Annotated in this window: 16 protein-coding genes; 11 read left to right on the plus strand and 5 right to left on the minus strand. The window is 72.0% G+C overall.

What is annotated here, in order from left to right; genetic code table 11:
* Positions 1–3 precede the first annotated feature (3 nt).
* From ilvN to OHA55_RS23595, 5 genes are all read left to right on the plus strand, one after another.
* Positions 4–531, plus strand: a complete 528-nt coding sequence (gene ilvN / locus OHA55_RS23575) for an acetolactate synthase small subunit (protein ID WP_266709431.1) — start codon at positions 4–6, stop codon at positions 529–531.
* A 198-nt stretch (positions 532–729) separates the two neighbouring features.
* Positions 730–1,728 (plus strand): ketol-acid reductoisomerase, encoded by a 999-nt coding sequence (gene ilvC / locus OHA55_RS23580; protein ID WP_266709433.1) that lies wholly within the window; start codon positions 730–732, stop codon positions 1,726–1,728.
* A 329-nt stretch (positions 1,729–2,057) separates the two neighbouring features.
* Entirely contained in the window at positions 2,058–3,650 is a 1,593-nt protein-coding gene (gene serA / locus OHA55_RS23585; protein WP_266709435.1) for a phosphoglycerate dehydrogenase, read from the plus strand.
* A 352-nt stretch (positions 3,651–4,002) separates the two neighbouring features.
* Positions 4,003–6,390, plus strand: coding sequence for a Tox-REase-5 domain-containing protein (locus OHA55_RS23590; RefSeq protein ID WP_266709437.1), 2,388 nt, complete (start codon positions 4,003–4,005; stop codon positions 6,388–6,390).
* Positions 6,391–6,611: 221 nt separating this feature from the next.
* A complete protein-coding gene (locus OHA55_RS23595; protein ID WP_266709439.1) occupies positions 6,612–7,361 on the plus strand; it encodes a dienelactone hydrolase family protein in 750 nt (249 codons plus the stop codon).
* A 93-nt stretch (positions 7,362–7,454) separates the two neighbouring features.
* Here the strand turns inward: OHA55_RS23595 and OHA55_RS23600 are convergent, their stop codons facing one another.
* Positions 7,455–8,126: an SDR family NAD(P)-dependent oxidoreductase gene (locus tag OHA55_RS23600; RefSeq protein WP_266709441.1), complete on the minus strand. Its 672-nt coding sequence runs from the start codon at positions 8,124–8,126 to the stop codon at positions 7,455–7,457.
* Between the two features lie 119 nt (positions 8,127–8,245).
* Here OHA55_RS23600 and OHA55_RS23605 point away from each other — a divergent pair, with 119 nt between their 5' ends.
* Positions 8,246–8,614, plus strand: coding sequence for a MerR family transcriptional regulator (locus tag OHA55_RS23605; protein ID WP_266709443.1), 369 nt, complete (start codon positions 8,246–8,248; stop codon positions 8,612–8,614).
* Between the two features lie 26 nt (positions 8,615–8,640).
* Here the strand turns inward: OHA55_RS23605 and OHA55_RS23610 are convergent, their stop codons facing one another.
* Positions 8,641–10,221: a hypothetical protein gene (locus OHA55_RS23610; protein WP_266709445.1), complete on the minus strand. Its 1,581-nt coding sequence runs from the start codon at positions 10,219–10,221 to the stop codon at positions 8,641–8,643.
* A gap of 175 nt (positions 10,222–10,396) precedes the next feature.
* On the opposite strand from OHA55_RS23610, the gene OHA55_RS23615 reads away from it, so the two are divergent.
* Positions 10,397–11,098 carry a hypothetical protein gene (locus OHA55_RS23615; protein WP_266709447.1) on the plus strand — a complete coding sequence of 234 codons (702 nt, stop codon included), beginning with the start codon at positions 10,397–10,399 and terminating at the stop codon, positions 11,096–11,098.
* On the plus strand, positions 11,095–11,616 hold the full coding sequence (locus tag OHA55_RS23620) for a hypothetical protein (protein ID WP_266709449.1): 522 nt from the start codon (positions 11,095–11,097) through the stop codon (positions 11,614–11,616). The genes OHA55_RS23615 and OHA55_RS23620 overlap by 4 nt, the downstream gene beginning before the upstream one ends.
* A gap of 133 nt (positions 11,617–11,749) precedes the next feature.
* Here the strand turns inward: OHA55_RS23620 and OHA55_RS23625 are convergent, their stop codons facing one another.
* Complete coding sequence (locus OHA55_RS23625) at positions 11,750–12,895, minus strand: CdaR family transcriptional regulator (protein WP_266709451.1); 1,146 nt, start codon at positions 12,893–12,895, stop codon at positions 11,750–11,752.
* Between the two features lie 218 nt (positions 12,896–13,113).
* On the opposite strand from OHA55_RS23625, the gene OHA55_RS23630 reads away from it, so the two are divergent.
* Both OHA55_RS23630 and pruA read left to right on the plus strand, forming a co-directional pair.
* Complete coding sequence (locus tag OHA55_RS23630) at positions 13,114–14,040, plus strand: proline dehydrogenase family protein (protein ID WP_266709453.1); 927 nt, start codon at positions 13,114–13,116, stop codon at positions 14,038–14,040.
* 48 nt (positions 14,041–14,088) lie between these two features.
* Positions 14,089–15,720 carry an L-glutamate gamma-semialdehyde dehydrogenase gene (pruA, locus tag OHA55_RS23635; RefSeq protein WP_266709455.1) on the plus strand — a complete coding sequence of 544 codons (1,632 nt, stop codon included), beginning with the start codon at positions 14,089–14,091 and terminating at the stop codon, positions 15,718–15,720.
* Between the two features lie 150 nt (positions 15,721–15,870).
* On the opposite strand, the gene OHA55_RS23640 is transcribed toward pruA, so the two are convergent.
* Together OHA55_RS23640 and OHA55_RS23645 are read right to left on the minus strand one after the other, a co-directional pair.
* Positions 15,871–16,497, minus strand: coding sequence for a LysE family translocator (locus OHA55_RS23640; protein ID WP_266709457.1), 627 nt, complete (start codon positions 16,495–16,497; stop codon positions 15,871–15,873).
* Between the two features lie 28 nt (positions 16,498–16,525).
* Entirely contained in the window at positions 16,526–17,269 is a 744-nt protein-coding gene (locus OHA55_RS23645) for a phosphodiesterase (RefSeq protein WP_266709459.1), read from the minus strand.
* Positions 17,270–17,460: 191 nt separating this feature from the next.
* Here OHA55_RS23645 and OHA55_RS23650 point away from each other — a divergent pair, with 191 nt between their 5' ends.
* The gene (locus tag OHA55_RS23650; protein WP_266709461.1) at positions 17,461–18,075 is read left to right on the plus strand and encodes a CGNR zinc finger domain-containing protein; all 615 of its coding nucleotides are present in this window, start codon (positions 17,461–17,463) and stop codon (positions 18,073–18,075) included.

The following is an 18,075-nucleotide window of genomic DNA, read 5'->3' on the forward strand; positions in this document are numbered from 1 at the left end:
TCCATGTCCACCAAGCACACGCTCTCCGTCCTTGTCGAGAACAAGCCCGGTGTCCTCGCCCGGATCACCGCCCTTTTCTCCCGACGCGGGTTCAACATCGACTCGCTCGCCGTCGGGACCACCGAACACCCCGACATCTCCCGCATCACCATCGTGGTGAATGTCGAGGACCTGCCCCTCGAGCAGGTGACCAAGCAGCTCAACAAGCTCGTCAACGTCCTGAAGATCGTCGAACTGGAGCCCGGCGCTGCGATCCAGCGCGAGCTCGTCCTGGTGAAGGTCCGTGCGGACAACGAAACCCGCTCGCAGATCGTCGAGATCGTCCAGCTGTTCCGCGCCAAGACCGTCGACGTCTCCCCGGAGGCGGTCACGATCGAGGCGACCGGAGGTGCCGAGAAGCTGGGCGCGATGCTCAAGATGCTGGAGCAGTACGGCATCAAGGAGCTCGTCCAGTCGGGCACCATCGCCATAGGGCGCGGCGCGCGCTCGATCACCGACCGATCCCTGCGCGCTCTCGACCGCACCGCATGACCCCTGGGTCGTGTGGTGGAAGTGGCGCCGTCCGCCCGGACAGGCGGGACTTTCACCACACGGCCTCGGAGGGCCCGCGGCGCACCGCCCGGGCCCTCCGCCCCCGTCTCGCCGCTCGGATGGCGAGACCGGAGAACGTACACGGCGCCCCCCGCCGTACGGTGGGACGCAACACCTGCACACCAAGGAGAAACACCAGTGGCCGAGCTGTTCTACGACGCCGACGCAGACCTGTCCATCATCCAGGGCCGCAAGGTCGCGGTCATCGGCTACGGCAGCCAGGGCCACGCCCACGCGCTGTCGCTGCGTGACTCCGGCGTCGACGTCCGCGTCGGTCTGCACGAGGGTTCCAAGTCCAAGGCCAAGGCCGAGGAGCAGGGCCTGCGCGTGGTCACCCCGGCCGAGGCCGCGGCCGAGGCCGACGTCATCATGATCCTCGTTCCGGACCCGATCCAGGCCCAGGTGTACGAGGAGTCCATCAAGGACAACCTCAAGGACGGCGACGCGCTGTTCTTCGGCCACGGCCTGAACATCCGCTTCGACTTCATCAAGCCGCCGGCCAACGTCGACGTCTGCATGGTCGCCCCCAAGGGCCCGGGTCACCTGGTCCGCCGCCAGTACGAAGAGGGCCGCGGCGTTCCGTGCATCGTGGCCGTCGAGCAGGACGCCTCGGGCAAGGGCCTGGAGCTGGCGCTCTCCTACGCGAAGGGCATCGGCGGCACCCGCGCCGGCGTCATCAAGACGACCTTCACCGAGGAGACCGAGACCGACCTCTTCGGCGAGCAGGCCGTCCTCTGCGGTGGCACCGCCGCCCTGGTCAAGGCCGGTTTCGAGACCCTGACCGAGGCCGGTTACCAGCCGGAGATCGCGTACTTCGAGTGCCTCCACGAGCTGAAGCTCATCGTCGACCTCATGTACGAGGGCGGCCTGGAGAAGATGCGCTGGTCCATCTCGGAGACCGCCGAGTGGGGCGACTACATCACCGGCCCGCGCATCATCACGGACGCCACCAAGGCCGAGATGAAGAAGGTCCTCGCCGAGATCCAGGACGGCACCTTCGCCAAGAACTGGATGGCCGAGTACCACAACGGTCTGCCCAAGTACAACGAGTACAAGAACGCCGACCAGGACCACCTCCTGGAGACCACGGGTCGCGAGCTCCGCAAGCTCATGAGCTGGGTGAACGACGAGGCGTGAGCCTCCGGGCCGCCGGACGGGTCCCCGATCCCGGGGGCCCGTCCGGCGGCCCCGCGCCCGGCCCCGTGTCACTGCGGGGCGCGGACGGGCGGCACACGCACGGACCGGAAGGCGGCGTCCGGAGGCGGCGGTCGTACGTATGTACAGGCTGTCCACCCTCGGATGAGTGATCCTTCCACCGGGGAGCATTCAATGCCCCGTTGCATGACTACACTGCTCAACACATATACGCGTCAGGGCCCACAGTGTCGTGCGTCTTCCACGCGGCTAGCCTCCACCGCCTGCGGCCGTCGGGACGGCCGTCCGCACTGGGATTTGTGAGGACACACGTGAGCTCGAAACCTGTCGTACTCATCGCCGAAGAGCTGTCGCCCGCCACGGTCGACGCCCTGGGGCCGGACTTCGAGATCCGGCACTGCAACGGCGCGGACCGCGCCGAACTGCTCCCGGCCATCGCCGATGTCGACGCGATCCTGGTGCGTTCCGCCACGAAGGTCGACGCCGAGGCCATCGCCGCGGCGAAGAAGCTCCGGGTCGTCGCCCGCGCCGGTGTCGGTCTGGACAACGTCGACGTCTCCGCCGCCACCAAGGCCGGCGTCATGGTCGTGAACGCACCGACCTCGAACATCGTCACGGCCGCCGAGCTCGCCTGCGGTCTGCTGGTCGCCACCGCCCGCCACATCCCGCAGGCCAACACCGCCCTGAAGAACGGCGAGTGGAAGCGCTCGAAGTACACGGGTGTCGAGCTGAGCGAGAAGACCCTCGGCGTCGTCGGCCTCGGCCGCATCGGCGTGCTGGTCGCCCAGCGCATGTCCGCCTTCGGCATGAAGATCGTCGCGTACGACCCCTACGTGCAGCCGGCCCGCGCCGCGCAGATGGGTGTCAAGCTCCTCACCCTGGACGAGCTGCTGGAGGTCTCCGACTTCATCACCGTGCACCTGCCCAAGACGCCGGAGACCCTCGGTCTCATCGGCGACGAGGCGCTGCACAAGGTGAAGCCCTCGGTGCGCATCGTCAACGCCGCACGCGGCGGCATCGTGGACGAAGAGGCGCTCTACTCCGCCCTCAAGGAAGGGCGCGTCGCCGGAGCCGGCCTCGACGTGTACACCAAGGAGCCCTGCACGGACTCCCCGCTCTTCCAGTTCGACCAGGTCGTCTGCACCCCGCACCTCGGCGCCTCCACGGACGAGGCCCAGGAGAAGGCCGGCATCGCCGTCGCCCGCTCGGTGCGCCTCGCGCTCGCCGGCGAGCTGGTGCCGGACGCCGTCAACGTCCAGGGCGGAGTCATCGCCGAGGACGTGCGTCCGGGTCTGCCGCTCGCCGAGAAGCTCGGCCGCATCTTCACCGCCCTCGCGGGCGAGGTCGCGGCCCGTCTCGACGTCGAGGTGTACGGCGAGATCACGCAGCACGACGTGAAGGTGCTCGAACTCTCCGCGCTCAAGGGCGTCTTCGAGGACGTCGTGGACGAGACGGTCAGCTACGTCAACGCCCCGCTCTTCGCGCAGGAGCGCGGTGTCGAGGTCCGCCTCACCACCAGCTCCGAGTCGGCCGAGCACCGCAACGTCGTCACCGTGCGCGGTACCCTCTCGGGCGGCGAGGAGGTCTCGGTCTCCGGCACGCTGGCCGGTCCCAAGCACCTCCAGAAGATCGTCGCCATCGGTGAGCACGACGTCGACCTGGCGCTCGCCGACCACATGATCGTCCTGCGCTACCAGGACCGTCCCGGTGTCGTCGGCACCGTCGGCCGCATCCTCGGCGAGGCCGGTCTGAACATCGCGGGCATGCAGGTCTCGCGTGCGGACGTGGGCGGCGAGGCGGTCGTCGTCCTCACCGTCGACGACACCGTCCCGCAGTCGGTGCTGAACGAGATCTCCGAGGAGATCGGGGCCGCCATGGCCCGCTCGGTGAACCTCGTCGCCTGATCCGTTCCCCGCACCGCGTGCCCCGGCACGCAGTGATCTTCGCACCCGGGGCCCGTACGTCTTCCCGGACGTACGGGCCCCGGGTGTTTCGCATGCCCCGGAGCGTCCGTCCCTGCTGTCCGGTTCGGCTCCGAACGGTCCGTTATGGGCCCGGAGTTGGGTCCTGGGGCCCACGACTCCGGCCGCCACCCGCCCCTAGCGTGTGCGGCAGTCGTGTCGCGTACGGGCACCGGGGGTTGGGGTCAGCATGTCGGCAGTCGGTGGGATACCCGTTGGCGGAGCCGCAGGGGCTCCGGTATCCGGTGGCAGGCAGCCGATACCGCGCGCGCTGGCCCTCGCGCAGATTCTGCTCATGGTGCTGGCCGCCGCGACCGCGGTGGGCGCGATCGGACTGTTCGGCTCGGCCTTCGCGGTGGACGCGGTGGGCGGCCAACTCCTCGGTGTCGCCGCCTGGGCGGCCCTGCCCGGAGCGCTCGCCTGGTGGCTCTCGCGCCGGCTGCACGAGGGCGGCAACGGCCTCCGGTGGGCGCTGGTCGCCCTCCAGCTCTGGCTGGCGGCCGGGGGACTCTCCAACCTCGCCGACGGTTCGGCTCGCGGTTTCACCCAACTCGTCGTACCCGTAACGGTCCTGATCCTTCTCTTCCGGCGCCGGAGCCGGGAGTGGTTCCTGCTGCCGCCCGGACGCCGGGAGGCGAAGCCGGAGTTCTCGGTCCCGCACCTGATCACCTGGCGCCGCGACCGGGGCCAGACCGCGCTGGAGTACCTGGGCCTGGTCCTCATCGTCGTCGCGCTCGTCGGGGCGCTCACGGCCACCGGCCTGGGCGGCCGGATCACCGGCGGGCTCCAGTCCGCGATCTGCTCGCTCACCGGCTCCTCCTGCCCCGTCTCCGACAGCGGTTCGGTGGAGGCGGGCAGCAGCACGGGCGGTGCGACCGGCGGTGCGACCGGCGGTGCGACGGGCGGTGCGACGGGCGGTGAGACCGGCGGCAGTTCGGGTACGGACTCCACCGGCGGGGGCTCGTCGACGACCACCGGCGGTACCGGATCGGACGGCGGCTCCACGACGACCGGAGGCACGACCACCGGGGGCACGTCGTCGGAGGGTTCGTCGACGGAAGGCTCCGCGTCGGGCGGCTCGGCCTCGGGCTCCACCGGCGGTACTTCGGGCGGTACTTCGGGCGGCACCTCGGGCGGGCTCACCGGCGGCACGGACACGTACCCCGAGAGGAGCGAGGAGCCGGAGGCCGCCTACGACACACCGGTACTCGCCACCGACGACTCCTCCGACGGCAAGGGCGGCGAAGGGGACGGGGAGAAGAAGGACGAGAAGGACTGCGGCGGCTGGGGGTTCTTCGGCTGCGCCTGGGACCAGACCACGCAGGTGGTCAAGGGTGTCGCGGTCGACGGTGTCTGGGGCGACGTCACCGGCATCGTCAGCTTGGTCAAGCCCGAGACCTGGTCCGGCATCGCCGACTACGGCAAGCAGCTCGGCAGCGATTGGATGCGGGACTCCAAGGACGCCACGGGCAAGTGGAGCGACGGCGACTACCTCGGTGCGGTCTTCGACTGGGGCAAGGCCTCGGTCAACACCGTCGTCAGCGTCGGCGACACCGTGTTCGTCGGCGACGAGGTGCGCGAGCGGTGGAACAACGGCGAGAAGACCCGTGCCGTCACCGACGTGCTCTGGAACGTCGGCTCGCTCTTCATCCCGGGCTACGACGTCGGCAAGGTCGCCGGAAAGGTCGGCGAACTCGGCAAGATCGGCAAGGCCGCGGAAGAGGTGGCCGAGGCGGCCGGGGACGCCGGCGCGGCGGCCCGGAGGGCGGCCGAGGCGGCCGAGGCGGGCGACCTCGAAGGGCTGAGCAAGGCCGCGAAGGAGGCCGACGAGGCCGCGGACAAGGCGGAGGACGCGGCCCGCAGGACCGGCTGCGTCATCGGCGCCGGCCGGCCGCTCGTACGGTTCGGCGGAGGCGGTGACCCGGCGGGAGGCCCCGGGGGCGTCGCCGGGAGCGGGACCGGCATCCTCGCCTCGGGTCCGGCGGGCCGGATCGTCCTCGCGGAGGGCGGCTGCGACACGGCCGCCAAGGAGGCGGCGGAGAAGGCCCGCGCCGACGCCCGCGCCGCCGCGCTGGAGAAGAAGCGTCTGGAGGAGCCCGAGCGCGCCCGTAAGGCGGCCGAGGACCTCAAGCAGTACCCGGAGCCCCGCCACGGCGACACCTCGGACCCGCGCAACTACGAACCGGCGCCCTGGGCCAAGGACTTGAACGACCCCGAGCTGGGCTCCGCCGACCTCGGCGACGGCTACTGGGCGAGCCGCGACCGCAACCCCCAGCCCAACTGGACCAACGAGTCCTGGCTCCGCTACCAGGAACAGGTCACCGGCACCGTCCGGGGCCGTGAGTACGTCGTCCCCAGCCCCAAGGAGGGCAAGCCGGCGGTCGAGTACGACGGCTGGGACTCCAGCAGGCAGACGTTCCTGGAGGCGAAGAACGGCTACACCAGCTACCTCGCCCAGCCGGGCAAGACGGCTCTCACCGCCTCCGGCAAGGAGAAGTTCCTCGCGGAGGCGCGCGCGCAGGTGGAGGCGTCCGGAGGGCGCGCAGTCGAGTGGCACTTCTCCGACCCGGACGTGGCCAAGGCCGCCCGTGCCGCCTTCCGCGAGGAGGGGCTGCCGGTCAAGGTGGTGCACACCGCGCAGAAACCGATCGACAGCGCGCGCAAGCCGGGAGCGTTCGACTGAGGGCTGTCCCGCCCGGAGCAGCGGGACAGCCCTTGGCCCGCCGCTCCGCGAGAATTCCGTCGGCCGGGGCGCGGCGGAGGTGCTAGCCTCCCAAGGCCGTGCGAGAGAACGAGGAGGTGGTACCCGTGAACCAATTCACTGTGGTGCTCTCCTCCGGGGTCACGGTCGGGCGATAGGTCGTCCGGGAGCGCCGTTCGCGAGCTCTCCCGAAAGGCACGACCATGCGTTTCACTTCCGAACAACGCCTCGGCGACAACATTCTCGAGCGCGAGTTCACCCTCGGCAGCACCCCCGGCATTCCCGGCTTCCTGTGGACGCCCGCCTCGGCATCCGCCTCCGCACCGGTGCCGCTGATCCTGCTCGGCCACCCCCCGCTCGGACTGGGCAAGATGTACCCCCGGCTGGTGGGGCGGGCCCGGCGGGCCGTGGCCGACGGCTTCGCAGCAGCCACCATCGAACTCCCGGGAAGAGGCGACCGCCCCCGTCTGGCCGCCGTCGACCAGGCTCGTGCGGACATGCGCCGGGCCTTCCAGGCCGGTGAACCCGTCGGTGACGAGACCGTCGACGCCCTCATCCTCCCGCTGGTCGAGCAGGCGGTCCCGGAGTGGCAGGCGGCCATCGACGCCCTCCTCGCGCTGCCCGGCATCGAAGGCCCGGTCGGGTACTCGGGGGGAGTGATCTCCATCGGTATCCGGCTGGCGCTGGTCGAGCCGCGCGTCACGGCCGCCGTCCTGTTCGCCGGGAGCTTCGTGCCGCGCGCCATCCAGGAGGACGCGCGCCGGGTCACCATTCCGCTGCACGTCCTGTTGCAGTGGGACGACGAGGGGAACGACCGTCAGGCGGCCCTCGACCTCTTCGACGCCTTCGGCTCCGAGGAGAAGACGCTGCTCGCCAGCATGGGCGGCCACACCGGGGTCCCGCAGTCGGCGGGTGAGGACGCGGCCCGCTTCCTCACCCGGCATCTGAGCTGAGGGACACCCCGTGGGCGGTGTCCGTCGGACACCGCCCGGGCGGGTACGGCCCCTGCGGAACCGGCAGGGGCCGTACCCGCCCCCGGGCAGCTCTTACGGGGTGTGCGCGGCGACCGTCCGGCTGTGCACGACCTCCTGCTCCCACCGGCCCTCCGGCTGGGTGTGCAGCCGCCAGTAGTGCTCGGCGATCAGATCGGGGTCGAAGGAGGTGCCGGGCACCACGGGCCCGTCCACGGTCACGGAGGCGACATGGACGCCCCGGGAGCCGTACTCCAGGTCGAGCAGGTGCACCAGGGTCCGTACCCCGGCCTTGCCGAGGGAGAGGCTGACCCACCCGGGCTTCGGCTCGGGCATTCCCCCGGTGGCGAGGAAGGTGCCGCGCCCGCGCTCCGCCATGCCCGGCACGAGGTGGGCGGCGGTGGTGAGCGCGCCGCCCACGTTGACGGCCCAGGCGTCGAGCTGGCCGGAGGCCGAGAGCTCGCCCGGCGCGTCCGACCTGATGATCGCGGCGTTGTACACCACCACGTCGGCCGGGCCGAACTTGTCGGCCGCCGCGTCCAGAGCGGCGCGCAGCGCGTCCTCGTCGGTGGCGTCGGCCGTCAGCGTGAGCACCGGACCGCCCTCGGCCCCAACCGCCTGGGCGGCCGCCTTCAACGTCCCCTCACCGCGTGCGAGGAGCGCCACCGGCAGCCCCTCCCGCGCGAACCTGCGGGCGACCGCCGCGCCGATTCCCGTACCCGCTCCGACGACGACTGCTCCGGACATGCCGATCTCCCCACTCGCTCCGCGTTCGGTGACAATGAGGACGGTAGGACCTCACACCGGTGTGAAGGTCAAGTCGGTCGACGGCGCGCGCCCCGCGACCGGACGGCAGGGGGACGGGCATGCGGATCGGTGACCTCGCTGAGGCGACCGGGGTGAACAGGCGGCTTTTGCGCTACTACGAGGAGCAGGGCCTGCTCCGCCCGCGACGGCTCGCGAACGGCTACCGCGACTACGACGACGGGGACGTGGTGGCGGTGCGCAGCATCCGCTACCTCCTCGCGGGCGGACTGCCCACCTCGATGATCGCCGGGCTGATGCACTGCGTGCACGCCGAGGACGACCGGCTCGTCCCGTCCGGCTGCCGGGGCATGGTCTCCGCGCTGCAACGCGAAACCGCCAGGGTCGCCGAGGCGATCGCCGGCCTCCGGGCCTCCCAGGATGCGCTCGACACCATGCTCGCCGCCGCCGTGCGCAAGCTCGGCGAGTGACCCGCGCGGCTTCGGGCCGGCGGTGGCTACGCGGCCGGTGACCCGGCCGTCCCAAGCGCCTCCACCAGGCGGCGGACCGTGTCCGGACCCAACGCCGGGTTCGCGGCGGCGGCGTGGGCCAACTCCTCGTCGTCGAGGAGTTCCGCCAGCCGGGGCCGCGGAAGATTCGGGTGGCGTGCCGCAGCGGCCCTCACGGCGGGATCCGGGTCCCGGGAGAGCCGCTCCACCACCGTCGGCCCGGTCGCGGGGTCGCGTGTGGCCAAGGCCCGGACCGCGGGGTCCTCGTGGTCGGCGAAGGCAGCCAGCCCTTCGGTCGGGAAGTCCGGCCGTGCGGTGAGGTGGGCGCGCTCGGCACCGGTGTACTCGACGAAGCTGCGCAGCAGGAGTGGTGCGGGGGCGTGCGGATGATTCTGTGCCAGCAGGACGCGGACACCGAGGTCGTCGTCGTCGGCCAGGCGCGCGACGAGTTCCGGCGGTAGCAGGTGATACCTGGCTGCTCGCCGGCGCAGCAGTGGGTGTTCGGAGAGCGCGTACGCGCGGACGGCTTCGGAATCCTGGGGTGTCCAGGCCGGACGACACCGGACGAAGTCGCCGCCCCGGGGGACTTCGTAGTCGATCCGGGCGCGTTCCTCCTCGCTCAGCCCGGGGTGGACGGACACGGCCAGCCGGATGTCCGGGTCGGGGTCCGTCGCGAGCGCGGCGCGCTCGGCCGGTCCCAGGTCCGCGTGGTGCGCCACCTTCCTGCGTACGTCCGGGTCGGGGTCGGCGACGAGCGCACGGCGCTCGGTGGGCCGGAGGTCCGCGCGGCGCGCGATCCGGCCCCGGATCTCCGGATCCGGATCGGCGGCCAGGCGGATCACGGCGTCGGGAGGGAGGGTGGGGTTGCCGGCGATCATCGCCTTGTCCTCCTTGCCCACGGGTGTCGCGAGGACGCCGTCCACCACGGCTCTGCTGAGGGCTCTGTTGACCAGCATGTCGGTGCGGGCGTGGCACGGCCGGTCGGGGAGCACGCTCTCCACCCACGCCGGGTCTTCGAGGCGCGCACGCTGCCGCGCCATCTCCCGGACACCCTCGTCGGAGTCGGTGAGCATCGCGGCCCGTACCTCGGCGGAGCTTGATCCGAACGTGCCCAGCCCCCAGCGGCGGACCTCCGCGACCGGGTGGCTGTGCAGGGACTCGCGCAGCTCGGCGGACACATGACGGTAAAGAGTCCACTGGAGATCGTCGTCGTACGTTCTGATCATGTGGATGACGGTTTCGTCGGGCAGGGGCCGGGGCCGGTCGGGCAAGTCCACTGCGGGCCCTTCGGCGAGGTGGGCTCGGACGAGCCACTCGGGATCGTCCACCAGCCGGGCCCGCTGGGCCGGATCGACATGGGGGTTCCGGGCGAAGAAGCCGCGGGTGCGGTGGTCCGGGTGCTCGATCACCGCGTCGACGACCGCGTCGGGCAGCACCCGGTCCCGGCACAGCACCATCCGTGCCGCCAACGGGGCGTCGGCGAGCAGCCTCAGCAGGACGCTCTCGGGCACGGACGGGTTGAGGGCCAGACCGGCGAGCCGGCGGGTGGGGAGATCGGCGTCCTCCCAGAGTTGCGCGGGTGCGGGCATGGCGCGGCCCTCCATGGGTCAACAGGTCCGGTGGAACTCCCGGTTCACGACCCTATCCGCCCCGCCCATCGAGAAACCGGGTCGAGCAGCCCCGCGCCGGGGCCCGTGTAATGACGGGACAGCCCTTAGTCTGCTGACCCGAGAGGCGTTGGACACCGGGCGACGGAGGAAACGGATGCGGCGTGTGGTGCGGGGCTTCTGGGGCCCGAGGGTGGAATCCGTCGAAGAGCTGTCCGGGCGTTGGGAACTGACGCTCCGGCAGATCGCCGCGCTCCTCGGTGGTGCGACCGGGTCCGACTGGGCGTGGCGGCGTGTCCGGGCGTCCGGCGCGGACGACGCCCCGCTCGCGCCGGGGCGGGAGCCGCTGGCGGAGGTCCTGCGCGAGGCGCGTACCGCCGACGACTGGTCCGACCGGGTCGGCACCGGGCTCAGGCTGATCGCCGTACCGGCCACGGGAGTCCGGGTGGAGATCAGTGGACTGGCGGGTGGAGCACCGGAGTTCCTGCTCCAGTCCGTGGTCGTCGCGGTCGACGCGCCGGACGGAGTCGATGTGCCCGAGGCGCAGTTGCTCGCGGCCCTCGCGCGCGTGTGGGGCCCGGACTTCGGTGACGTCAGTGACGACGACCTCCTCGACGCGCTGGAGGACGAGGCCGGTCACACGGTCGGCGACCCGGTCGTCGGCCGGTACGGCTACCTCTCGCCCGCCCGGGCGGCCCTGGTCCCGGACGGACTTGGCACGGGGCGGGAGGAGTTGCCCGGCGGAGGCGTGCTGCTGGCCCTGGGGGGTACGGCGGAGGTGGTCGAGGCGTACGGCGCGCTGAGCGCGGCCGGCGCGCTCCGGCCGCTGCCCCGTCCGCTCGACCGGGCCGTGCTGTGAGCGTCCGCGCCGGGGAGGCGTTCGACGCCGGGCGGGCCGTGGCCGAGGTGACCGCGCTGGCGGCGGGGCCCGTACCCCTGGCGGGGCCCACCGTCGGCGAGGGGGACCCGGAGACGGGGGAGTGGCGGGCCACCACCGGGGAGGGGTTCCGGATCGTTCCGCTCTGGGAGGGCGACGGCCTCACCGGCGTGTACGGGAGCGACTGGACCGACGCGGAAGGCGCCGCACAGCGACAACTCGAAGCGCTGGTGGCGGAATTGGACGTCCGGTGGGGGTCGCACAGCCGGGTGGCGATGCACCCCGCGCTGTTCCGGCGCCAGGCGGGACGGCCTCTGCCCCCGCTCCACGCGGCCCTGCTCGGCGAGGACTGTTACGGCGACCTCAGTGTCTGGGGGCCGCTCCCCGGCCGGGACCGCTGGATCGCCGTGAGCGTCGGCCACAGCGACGGGGACGCCCCGCTGGTGATGGTCGCGCTGGTCAGCGCGTCGCCCGTCGTCGAGGCGGGGGAGGACGACTGATCCGGCGGGCGTCCCGGCAGCCGTCCCGGCGGCCCCGCTCGGAGCCGGCCTCGCTCGGAGCCGGCCCCGCTCGGAGCCGGCCTCGCTCGGAGCCGGCCTCGCTCGGAGCCGGCCCCGCTCGGAGCCGGCCCGCTCAGAGCCGTGCCGCCTTCAGCGTCATGTGGAGCAGCAGCCGGTCCTCGCCGTCGCCCAGGTCGAGCCCGGTGAGCTGCTGGACCCGGGAGAGCCGGTAGTAGAGGGTCTGGCGGTGGACGCCCAGCTCGGCCGCCGTCCGGCCGGCCTGCCCCGCGAGGTCGAGGAAGGTCTCGGCCGTGCGGGCCAGCTCCGCGTGGACCGGGGCCAGCAGGGCCGCGGCCGAGGGGTCGGGGCCCGTGGGGGAGCGGGGGAGGGCGGTCAGCAGGCGGTACGGGCCGATGCCGGACCACTGGGCGACCGGGCCGAGCCGGGGTTCGGCAGCCGCCGCGCGGGCAGCCGACACCGCCTCGTGCCAGGCGCCGGCCAGCTCGCCCAGTCCCCGGCGCGGTACGGCGATCCCGGCGGTCGCGGCTCCGCCCGCCGAGGCGCGCAGCCGTTCGGCCGCCGCGTCCGCCGGGCCGGGGGCGTCCGGGGAGCGCAGCCGTACGAGCGCGGCCAGGCAGAGCGCGTCGGGCCCGGCCGGGGAGGCCACCACCGTGAGTGCCGCCGCTGAGGGGACCGCGCGCGCCGAGGGGGTGTCGGCCGCCGTCCACGGGGAGACGCAGACCATCGCGTGCAGCCCGTCGGCGTCGGTGCCGAGTGCCTCCCGGAGCGCGGCCAGCGCCATGTCCCGCTGCCAGCCGTGCCCCGCCGTGAGGGCGGCGCCCAGCTCGCGCGAGAGATCCGCGCCCGCCCGGGCCTCGTCGGAGAGGAGCGCCCCGATCCGGTCCGCCACCTCCATCGCCGCCGCCAGCCGTTCGTCGCTCGGGCCGGGCTCCGCGTCCAGCAGCCAGACGTAACCGAGCACCACCCCCCGGTGGCGTACCGGGAGGCAGATCCGGCCGCGGTTGACCCCGGTCTCCGGGCCCGCCGGAATCCGGACCGGGCCGGTCGCCCGGGTGATGCCGAACCCCTCGAACCAGGCGCGGACCGCCGGGGTCGAGCGCCGGGTCAGGATCGACCGGGTGCGGACCGGGTCCATCGCGGTGTCGTCGCTGTCGTGAACGCCGGAGGCGATCAGGCCGAAGTCGCGGTTCTCCAGAATGGCGGGCGCGCTCAGCAGCCCGGAGATCTCGTCGACGAGTTCCTGGTAGTCGCCTTTCATCACGCCATTCTCGCACCCTTCAGACAGATGTATGAGGTGGCGGGCACAGATGCGTGACAGCTGTCCATGGCACACGTTCGGTGCAATCCATAGATTTCACCGTGGTTCTCCGTGCTGTCATGGTCCGGACCGGTTCGAAGGCTTTCGCCCGGCTCCAGGACATACGGCCGTTGCCGCAGTCGTCCCGTCGTCCATCAGTACTTTCGTGGAGGTGCCCCGTGCTGGGTCCCGTGATTCTCGCCGCGTCGCGCAGCGACCGGATGCGCCGGTTCATCTCGGCCGCGCCGGGCACCAAGCAGGTCGTCGACCGCTTCATCGCCGGCGAGAACGTCGACCACGTTCTCCCCGTCGTCACCGCTTCCGTCGAGAAGGGCCTGGAGCTCACCCTCGACGTGGTCGGCGAGGACATCACCACGCCCGCCGAGGCCGCCGCCGCGCGCGACGCCTACCTGGAGCTGGTCGGACGCCTGAAGGACCTGGGCTTCGGCACCAAGGCCGAGATGTCCGTCAAGCTCTCGATGTTCGGCCAGGCCCTCGAAGGCGGCCACGAGCTGGCGCTCGCGAACGTCCGCCCGGTCGTCGAGGCCGCCGCGGCCATCGGCACCACGGTCACCCTGGACGCCGAGGACCACACCACCCTCGACTCGATGTTCGCCATCCACGAGGAGCTGCGGAAGGACTTCCCGCAGACCGGCTGCGTGATCCAGGCGTACCTGTTCCGCACCGAGGACGACGCCCGCCGCCTCGCCGCCGCGGGCAGCCGCGTGCGTATCGTGAAGGGTGCGTACAAGGAGCCCGCCTCCGTCGCGTACCAGGACAAGGCCGAGATCGACAAGGCGTACGTCCGCATCATGAAGATCCTCATGGAGGGCGACGGCTACCCGATGATCGGGTCGCACGACCCGCGTCTCGTCGCCATCGCCCAGGAGCTCGGCCGTCAGGCCGGCCGCAAGCTGGACGAGTACGAGTTCCAGATGCTCTACGGCATCCGCAGCGACGAGCACGTCCGCCTCGCCGCCGAGGGCCACCGGATGCGTGTCTACACCGCGTACGGCACCGACTGGTACGGCTACTTCATGCGCCGCCTCGCGGAGAAGCCGGCCAACCTCCTCTTCTTCGCGCGTTCCGTCCTCACCAAGGGCTGAGTCCGGCTCCCACCCCCCACCCCGACGAACCAAGGAGACAAGGCACTCATGGATGCTGTCACCCAGGTCCCCGCGCCGGTCAACGAGCCGGTCCACTCCTACGCCCCGGGTACCCCCGAGCGCGCCCGTCTGGAGGCGAAGCTCAAGGAGCTCGGCGAGAACCCGATCGACCTCCCGATGACCATCGGTGGCGAGAAGCGGATGGGCGGCGGCGCCCGCGTCGACGTCGTGCAGCCGCACAACCACCGCGCCGTCATCGGTACCTTCGCCGGTGCCACCGAGCAGGACGCCCAGGACGCGATCGACGCCGCGCTCGCCGCCGCCCCGGCCTGGCGCGCGATGTCCTTCGACGACCGCGCCGCGATCATCCTGCGCGCCGCCGAGCTGCTCTCCGGCCCCTGGCGCGAGACGATGGCCGCCTCCACGATGCTCGGCCAGGGCAAGACCGCCCAGCAGGCCGAGATCGACACCCCCTGTGAGCTCGTCGACTTCTGGCGCTTCAACGTGCACTACGCGCGCCAGATCCTCGCCGAGCAGCCGCCGGCCAACTCCACCGGCGTGTGGAACCGCATGGACCACCGCCCGCTGGAGGGCTTCGTCTACGCGATCACGCCCTTCAACTTCACCGCCATCGCGGGCAACCTGCCGACCGCCCCGGCGCTCATGGGCAACGTCGTCGTGTGGAAGCCGTCCCCGACGCAGACCCACTCCGCCGTGCTGCTGATGCAGCTCCTCGAAGAGGCCGGTCTGCCCAAGGGCGTCATCAACCTGGTGACCGGCGACGGCATCGCCGTCTCCGAGGTCGCGCTGAACCACCGCGACCTGGCCGGCATCCACTTCACCGGCTCGACCCCCACCTTCCAGCACCTGTGGAAGACGGTCGGCAACAACATCGCCCACTACCGCACCTACCCGCGGCTCGTCGGCGAGACCGGTGGCAAGGACTTCGTCGTCGCCCACCCGTCGGCCGACCAGGCCGTGCTGAAGACCGCGCTGACCCGCGGCTCCTTCGAGTACCAGGGCCAGAAGTGCTCCGCGTCCTCGCGTGCGTACGTCCCGGCCTCCATCTGGAACTCCGGCTTCAAGGAGAAGTTCGCGGCCGAGGTCGACGCCATCACCATGGGCGACGTCACCGACCTGTCGAACTTCATCGGCGCCGTCATCGACGAGCGGTCCTTCGCCAAGAACAAGGCCGCCATCGACCGCGCCGCCGCCGACCCGACCTGCACGATCGTCGCGGGCGGCACCTACGACGACTCGGTGGGCTACTTCGTCCGCCCGACCGTGATCGAGTGCACCGACCCGGAGAACGAGGTCTTCACGACCGAGTACTTCGGCCCGATCCTCGCCGTCCACGTGTACGAGGACGACACCTACGACGCCATGCTGGACCAGATGGAATCGGTCTCCGACTACGCCCTGACCGGTTCCGTCATCGCGGGCGACCGCGCCGCCGCGGCCCACACGATGGAGAAGCTCCGCTACGCGGCGGGCAACTTCTACATCAACGACAAGTCGACCGGTGCCGTCGTCGGCCAGCAGCCCTTCGGTGGCGGCCGCGCGTCGGGTACGAACGACAAGGCCGGCGCCCCGCAGAACCTGCAGCGCTGGACGCTGACCCGCGCCATCAAGGAGACGCTGGTCCCGCCGACCGAGTACACCTACCCCCACCAGGGCTGACGCCCTCCGGGACGCCGGCCGCCCTCAAGTCCGGCCGGCGCCCCGCCCAGAACCCCGCCCCTGTCCGGCACCCCCCCTGCCGGACGGGGGCGGTCTGCGTTCCGCCCCGGATCACGGTCCCGGGACGCGGAGTGGTCCGCCCCCGTCGGCCTACGCGACCGCGCTCCGGACGCCGAGAGCGAGGAGAACGACCGCGGTGGTCCTGACGGCCACGTGCTTGAAGCGGGGTTTGTGCAGGGCCCGCGACGCGCGCCGGACGAGCAAGGTCCAGGCGAGGAGCCAGAGCGCGATCAGCAGCGCGTGGGCGGTGGCCAGCGTGAGGATCTGGCCACCGAAGGACTCGTGGGGCGCGATGAACTGGGGGACGAGGGTCAGATAGACGGAAGCCGCCTTCGGGTTGAGGACGTTGGCGAGCATCGCCTGCGCGTAGACGGAGTCCGGCCGTCCCCTCGGGTCCCGGCGGGAGGCTGTGGGGACGTGGCGTTCCGGCGAGGCGGAACGCCACGTCCAGACACCCAGGCCGACGAGGTAGACGGCGCCGGTGAGCCTGACGGCGGTGAACGCCTGGCTCGAATGCATGACCAGGGCCGACAGACCTGCCACGGCGAAAGCGGCGTGGACGTACAGGCCGGTGACCGTGCCGAGGATGACGGGGAGCGCCTGGCGCCGGCCGTTGTCGGTCACGTGCCGGACGAGCAGGGCCAGGCTGGCTCCCGGGGTGGCGATCAGGGGAAGGACCGCCACCAGGAACCCGGCGACGGCGTAAGGGTGGATCACGGTGCCTCCGGGCCTTGCCGCGTCGGGATCAGAGCACGACGCGGTAGTGGGTGGTCAGGCGCCGGTCGTCGTCCAGGATGTGGAAGGCGAGGCCGGGGGGCTGCTCGCGGTCCGCGGGCTCGTCGCCCTCCCAGGGCATGCGCAGGGTCCAGGTGACGGCCGGTCCGACGATCAGCGGGCGCCCCGCGAAGGTGGAGGAGGCCGCGGTGTGGGCGTGTCCGGTGAGGACCGCGGTGATCTGCGGGTACGCGTCGAGCAGGGCGGCGAGCTCTTCGGGCTCTTCGAGCGTGAAGGAGTCGGGCAGCGGGTGGTGGAGCCGTACCGGCGGCTGATGGAAGGCGATCAGCGCCTGGGCGTCCTCGGGCAGCGCGGCGAGAGTGGTGTCGATCCAGGTGAGCGTCTCCGCGTCGAGACGGCCCTCGTCATGACCCGGGATGGTGGAGTCGCACATCAGGATCGTGGTGCCGCCGATGTGGTGGGCCCGGTTGACGGGACCGTGGCCGGGCGCCTCTTCGAGCAGGGCCTTGCGGTAGGCGGAGCGCTCGTCGTGGTTGCCGGGGCACATGAGTACCGGGAAGGGGGCGGCGAGTATCCGGGCCGCCTCCTCGTATTCGGCCTCGTCGCCGTGGTCGGCGATGTCTCCGGTGACCAGAAGGGCGTCGACCGGCCGGGGCAGGGCCCGCAGGTAGTCCATGACGCGGGTGGCGCGCCGGGTCGCCCGCTCGCTGCCGTCGAGGTGCAGGTCACTGATCTGTGCGAGCAGCAGAGTCATTACGTCGTCTCCCTCAGAAACGGCGGCTGGAGCCGCCGACCCGTGCAGCGGCACGACACGTGTCGCCCAGGTGTCACCACCCGCCGCAGACTCTAACGGTAGTTTCTCGTTTCCCGTTAGAGGTGGTGGGGTGTGAAGATGGAGGCCGACCGACGACCGGGCGCAGAGCCGGAACTGGAAGGAGACGTCTCGTGCAGCGTTGGCTGGCACTGGAACTGGCGAGCACGATCCGTCACGACGGAGAAGGCGGCATCGCCGACGACCTCGCCACCGTCCCGGGGACGACCCGCTGGATCCTGGAGTGCGGCGATCTGCTGGACGGGCGCGTACCGGCGGAGTTCGCGGCGGACGAGGACCTCAGGCTGCGGATCGTCGAGGTCCGTGAAGCGGTCCGGGCCCTGTTCGCCAGGGCGGTCAGTCCCGCGCCCCCCAGCCCGGCGGACGCCCACCGCCTGATGCCGGTCGACCGGGCGACGGCCCGGCTGAACGCGGCGGCGGCCCTGGAACCCGTCGTCCCGCAGCTGGACTGGCCCGCCGAAGAGGCCCCCGCCGTCCGGCTGCTGTCGGCCGAGGGCGATCCGGGCGTACGGCTCGTCGCGGCCCTGGCCCGCGCCGCCATCGACTTCCTCGGCGGCCCGCAGCGCCCGGAACTGCACTCCTGCACCGCGCCCCGTTGCGTGCGCTACTTCGTCAAGAGCCACGGGCGGCAGGGGTGGTGCAAGCCGTCGTGCGGAAACCGCGCCCGCGCCGCCCGTCACTACGAGCGCCGGCGAGCGGTGGCCGAGGACGGCTCCGCCCCGTCCTGA

Source organism: Streptomyces sp. NBC_00102, assembly GCF_026343115.1.
In the GTDB taxonomy this organism is placed as follows: domain Bacteria; phylum Actinomycetota; class Actinomycetes; order Streptomycetales; family Streptomycetaceae; genus Streptomyces.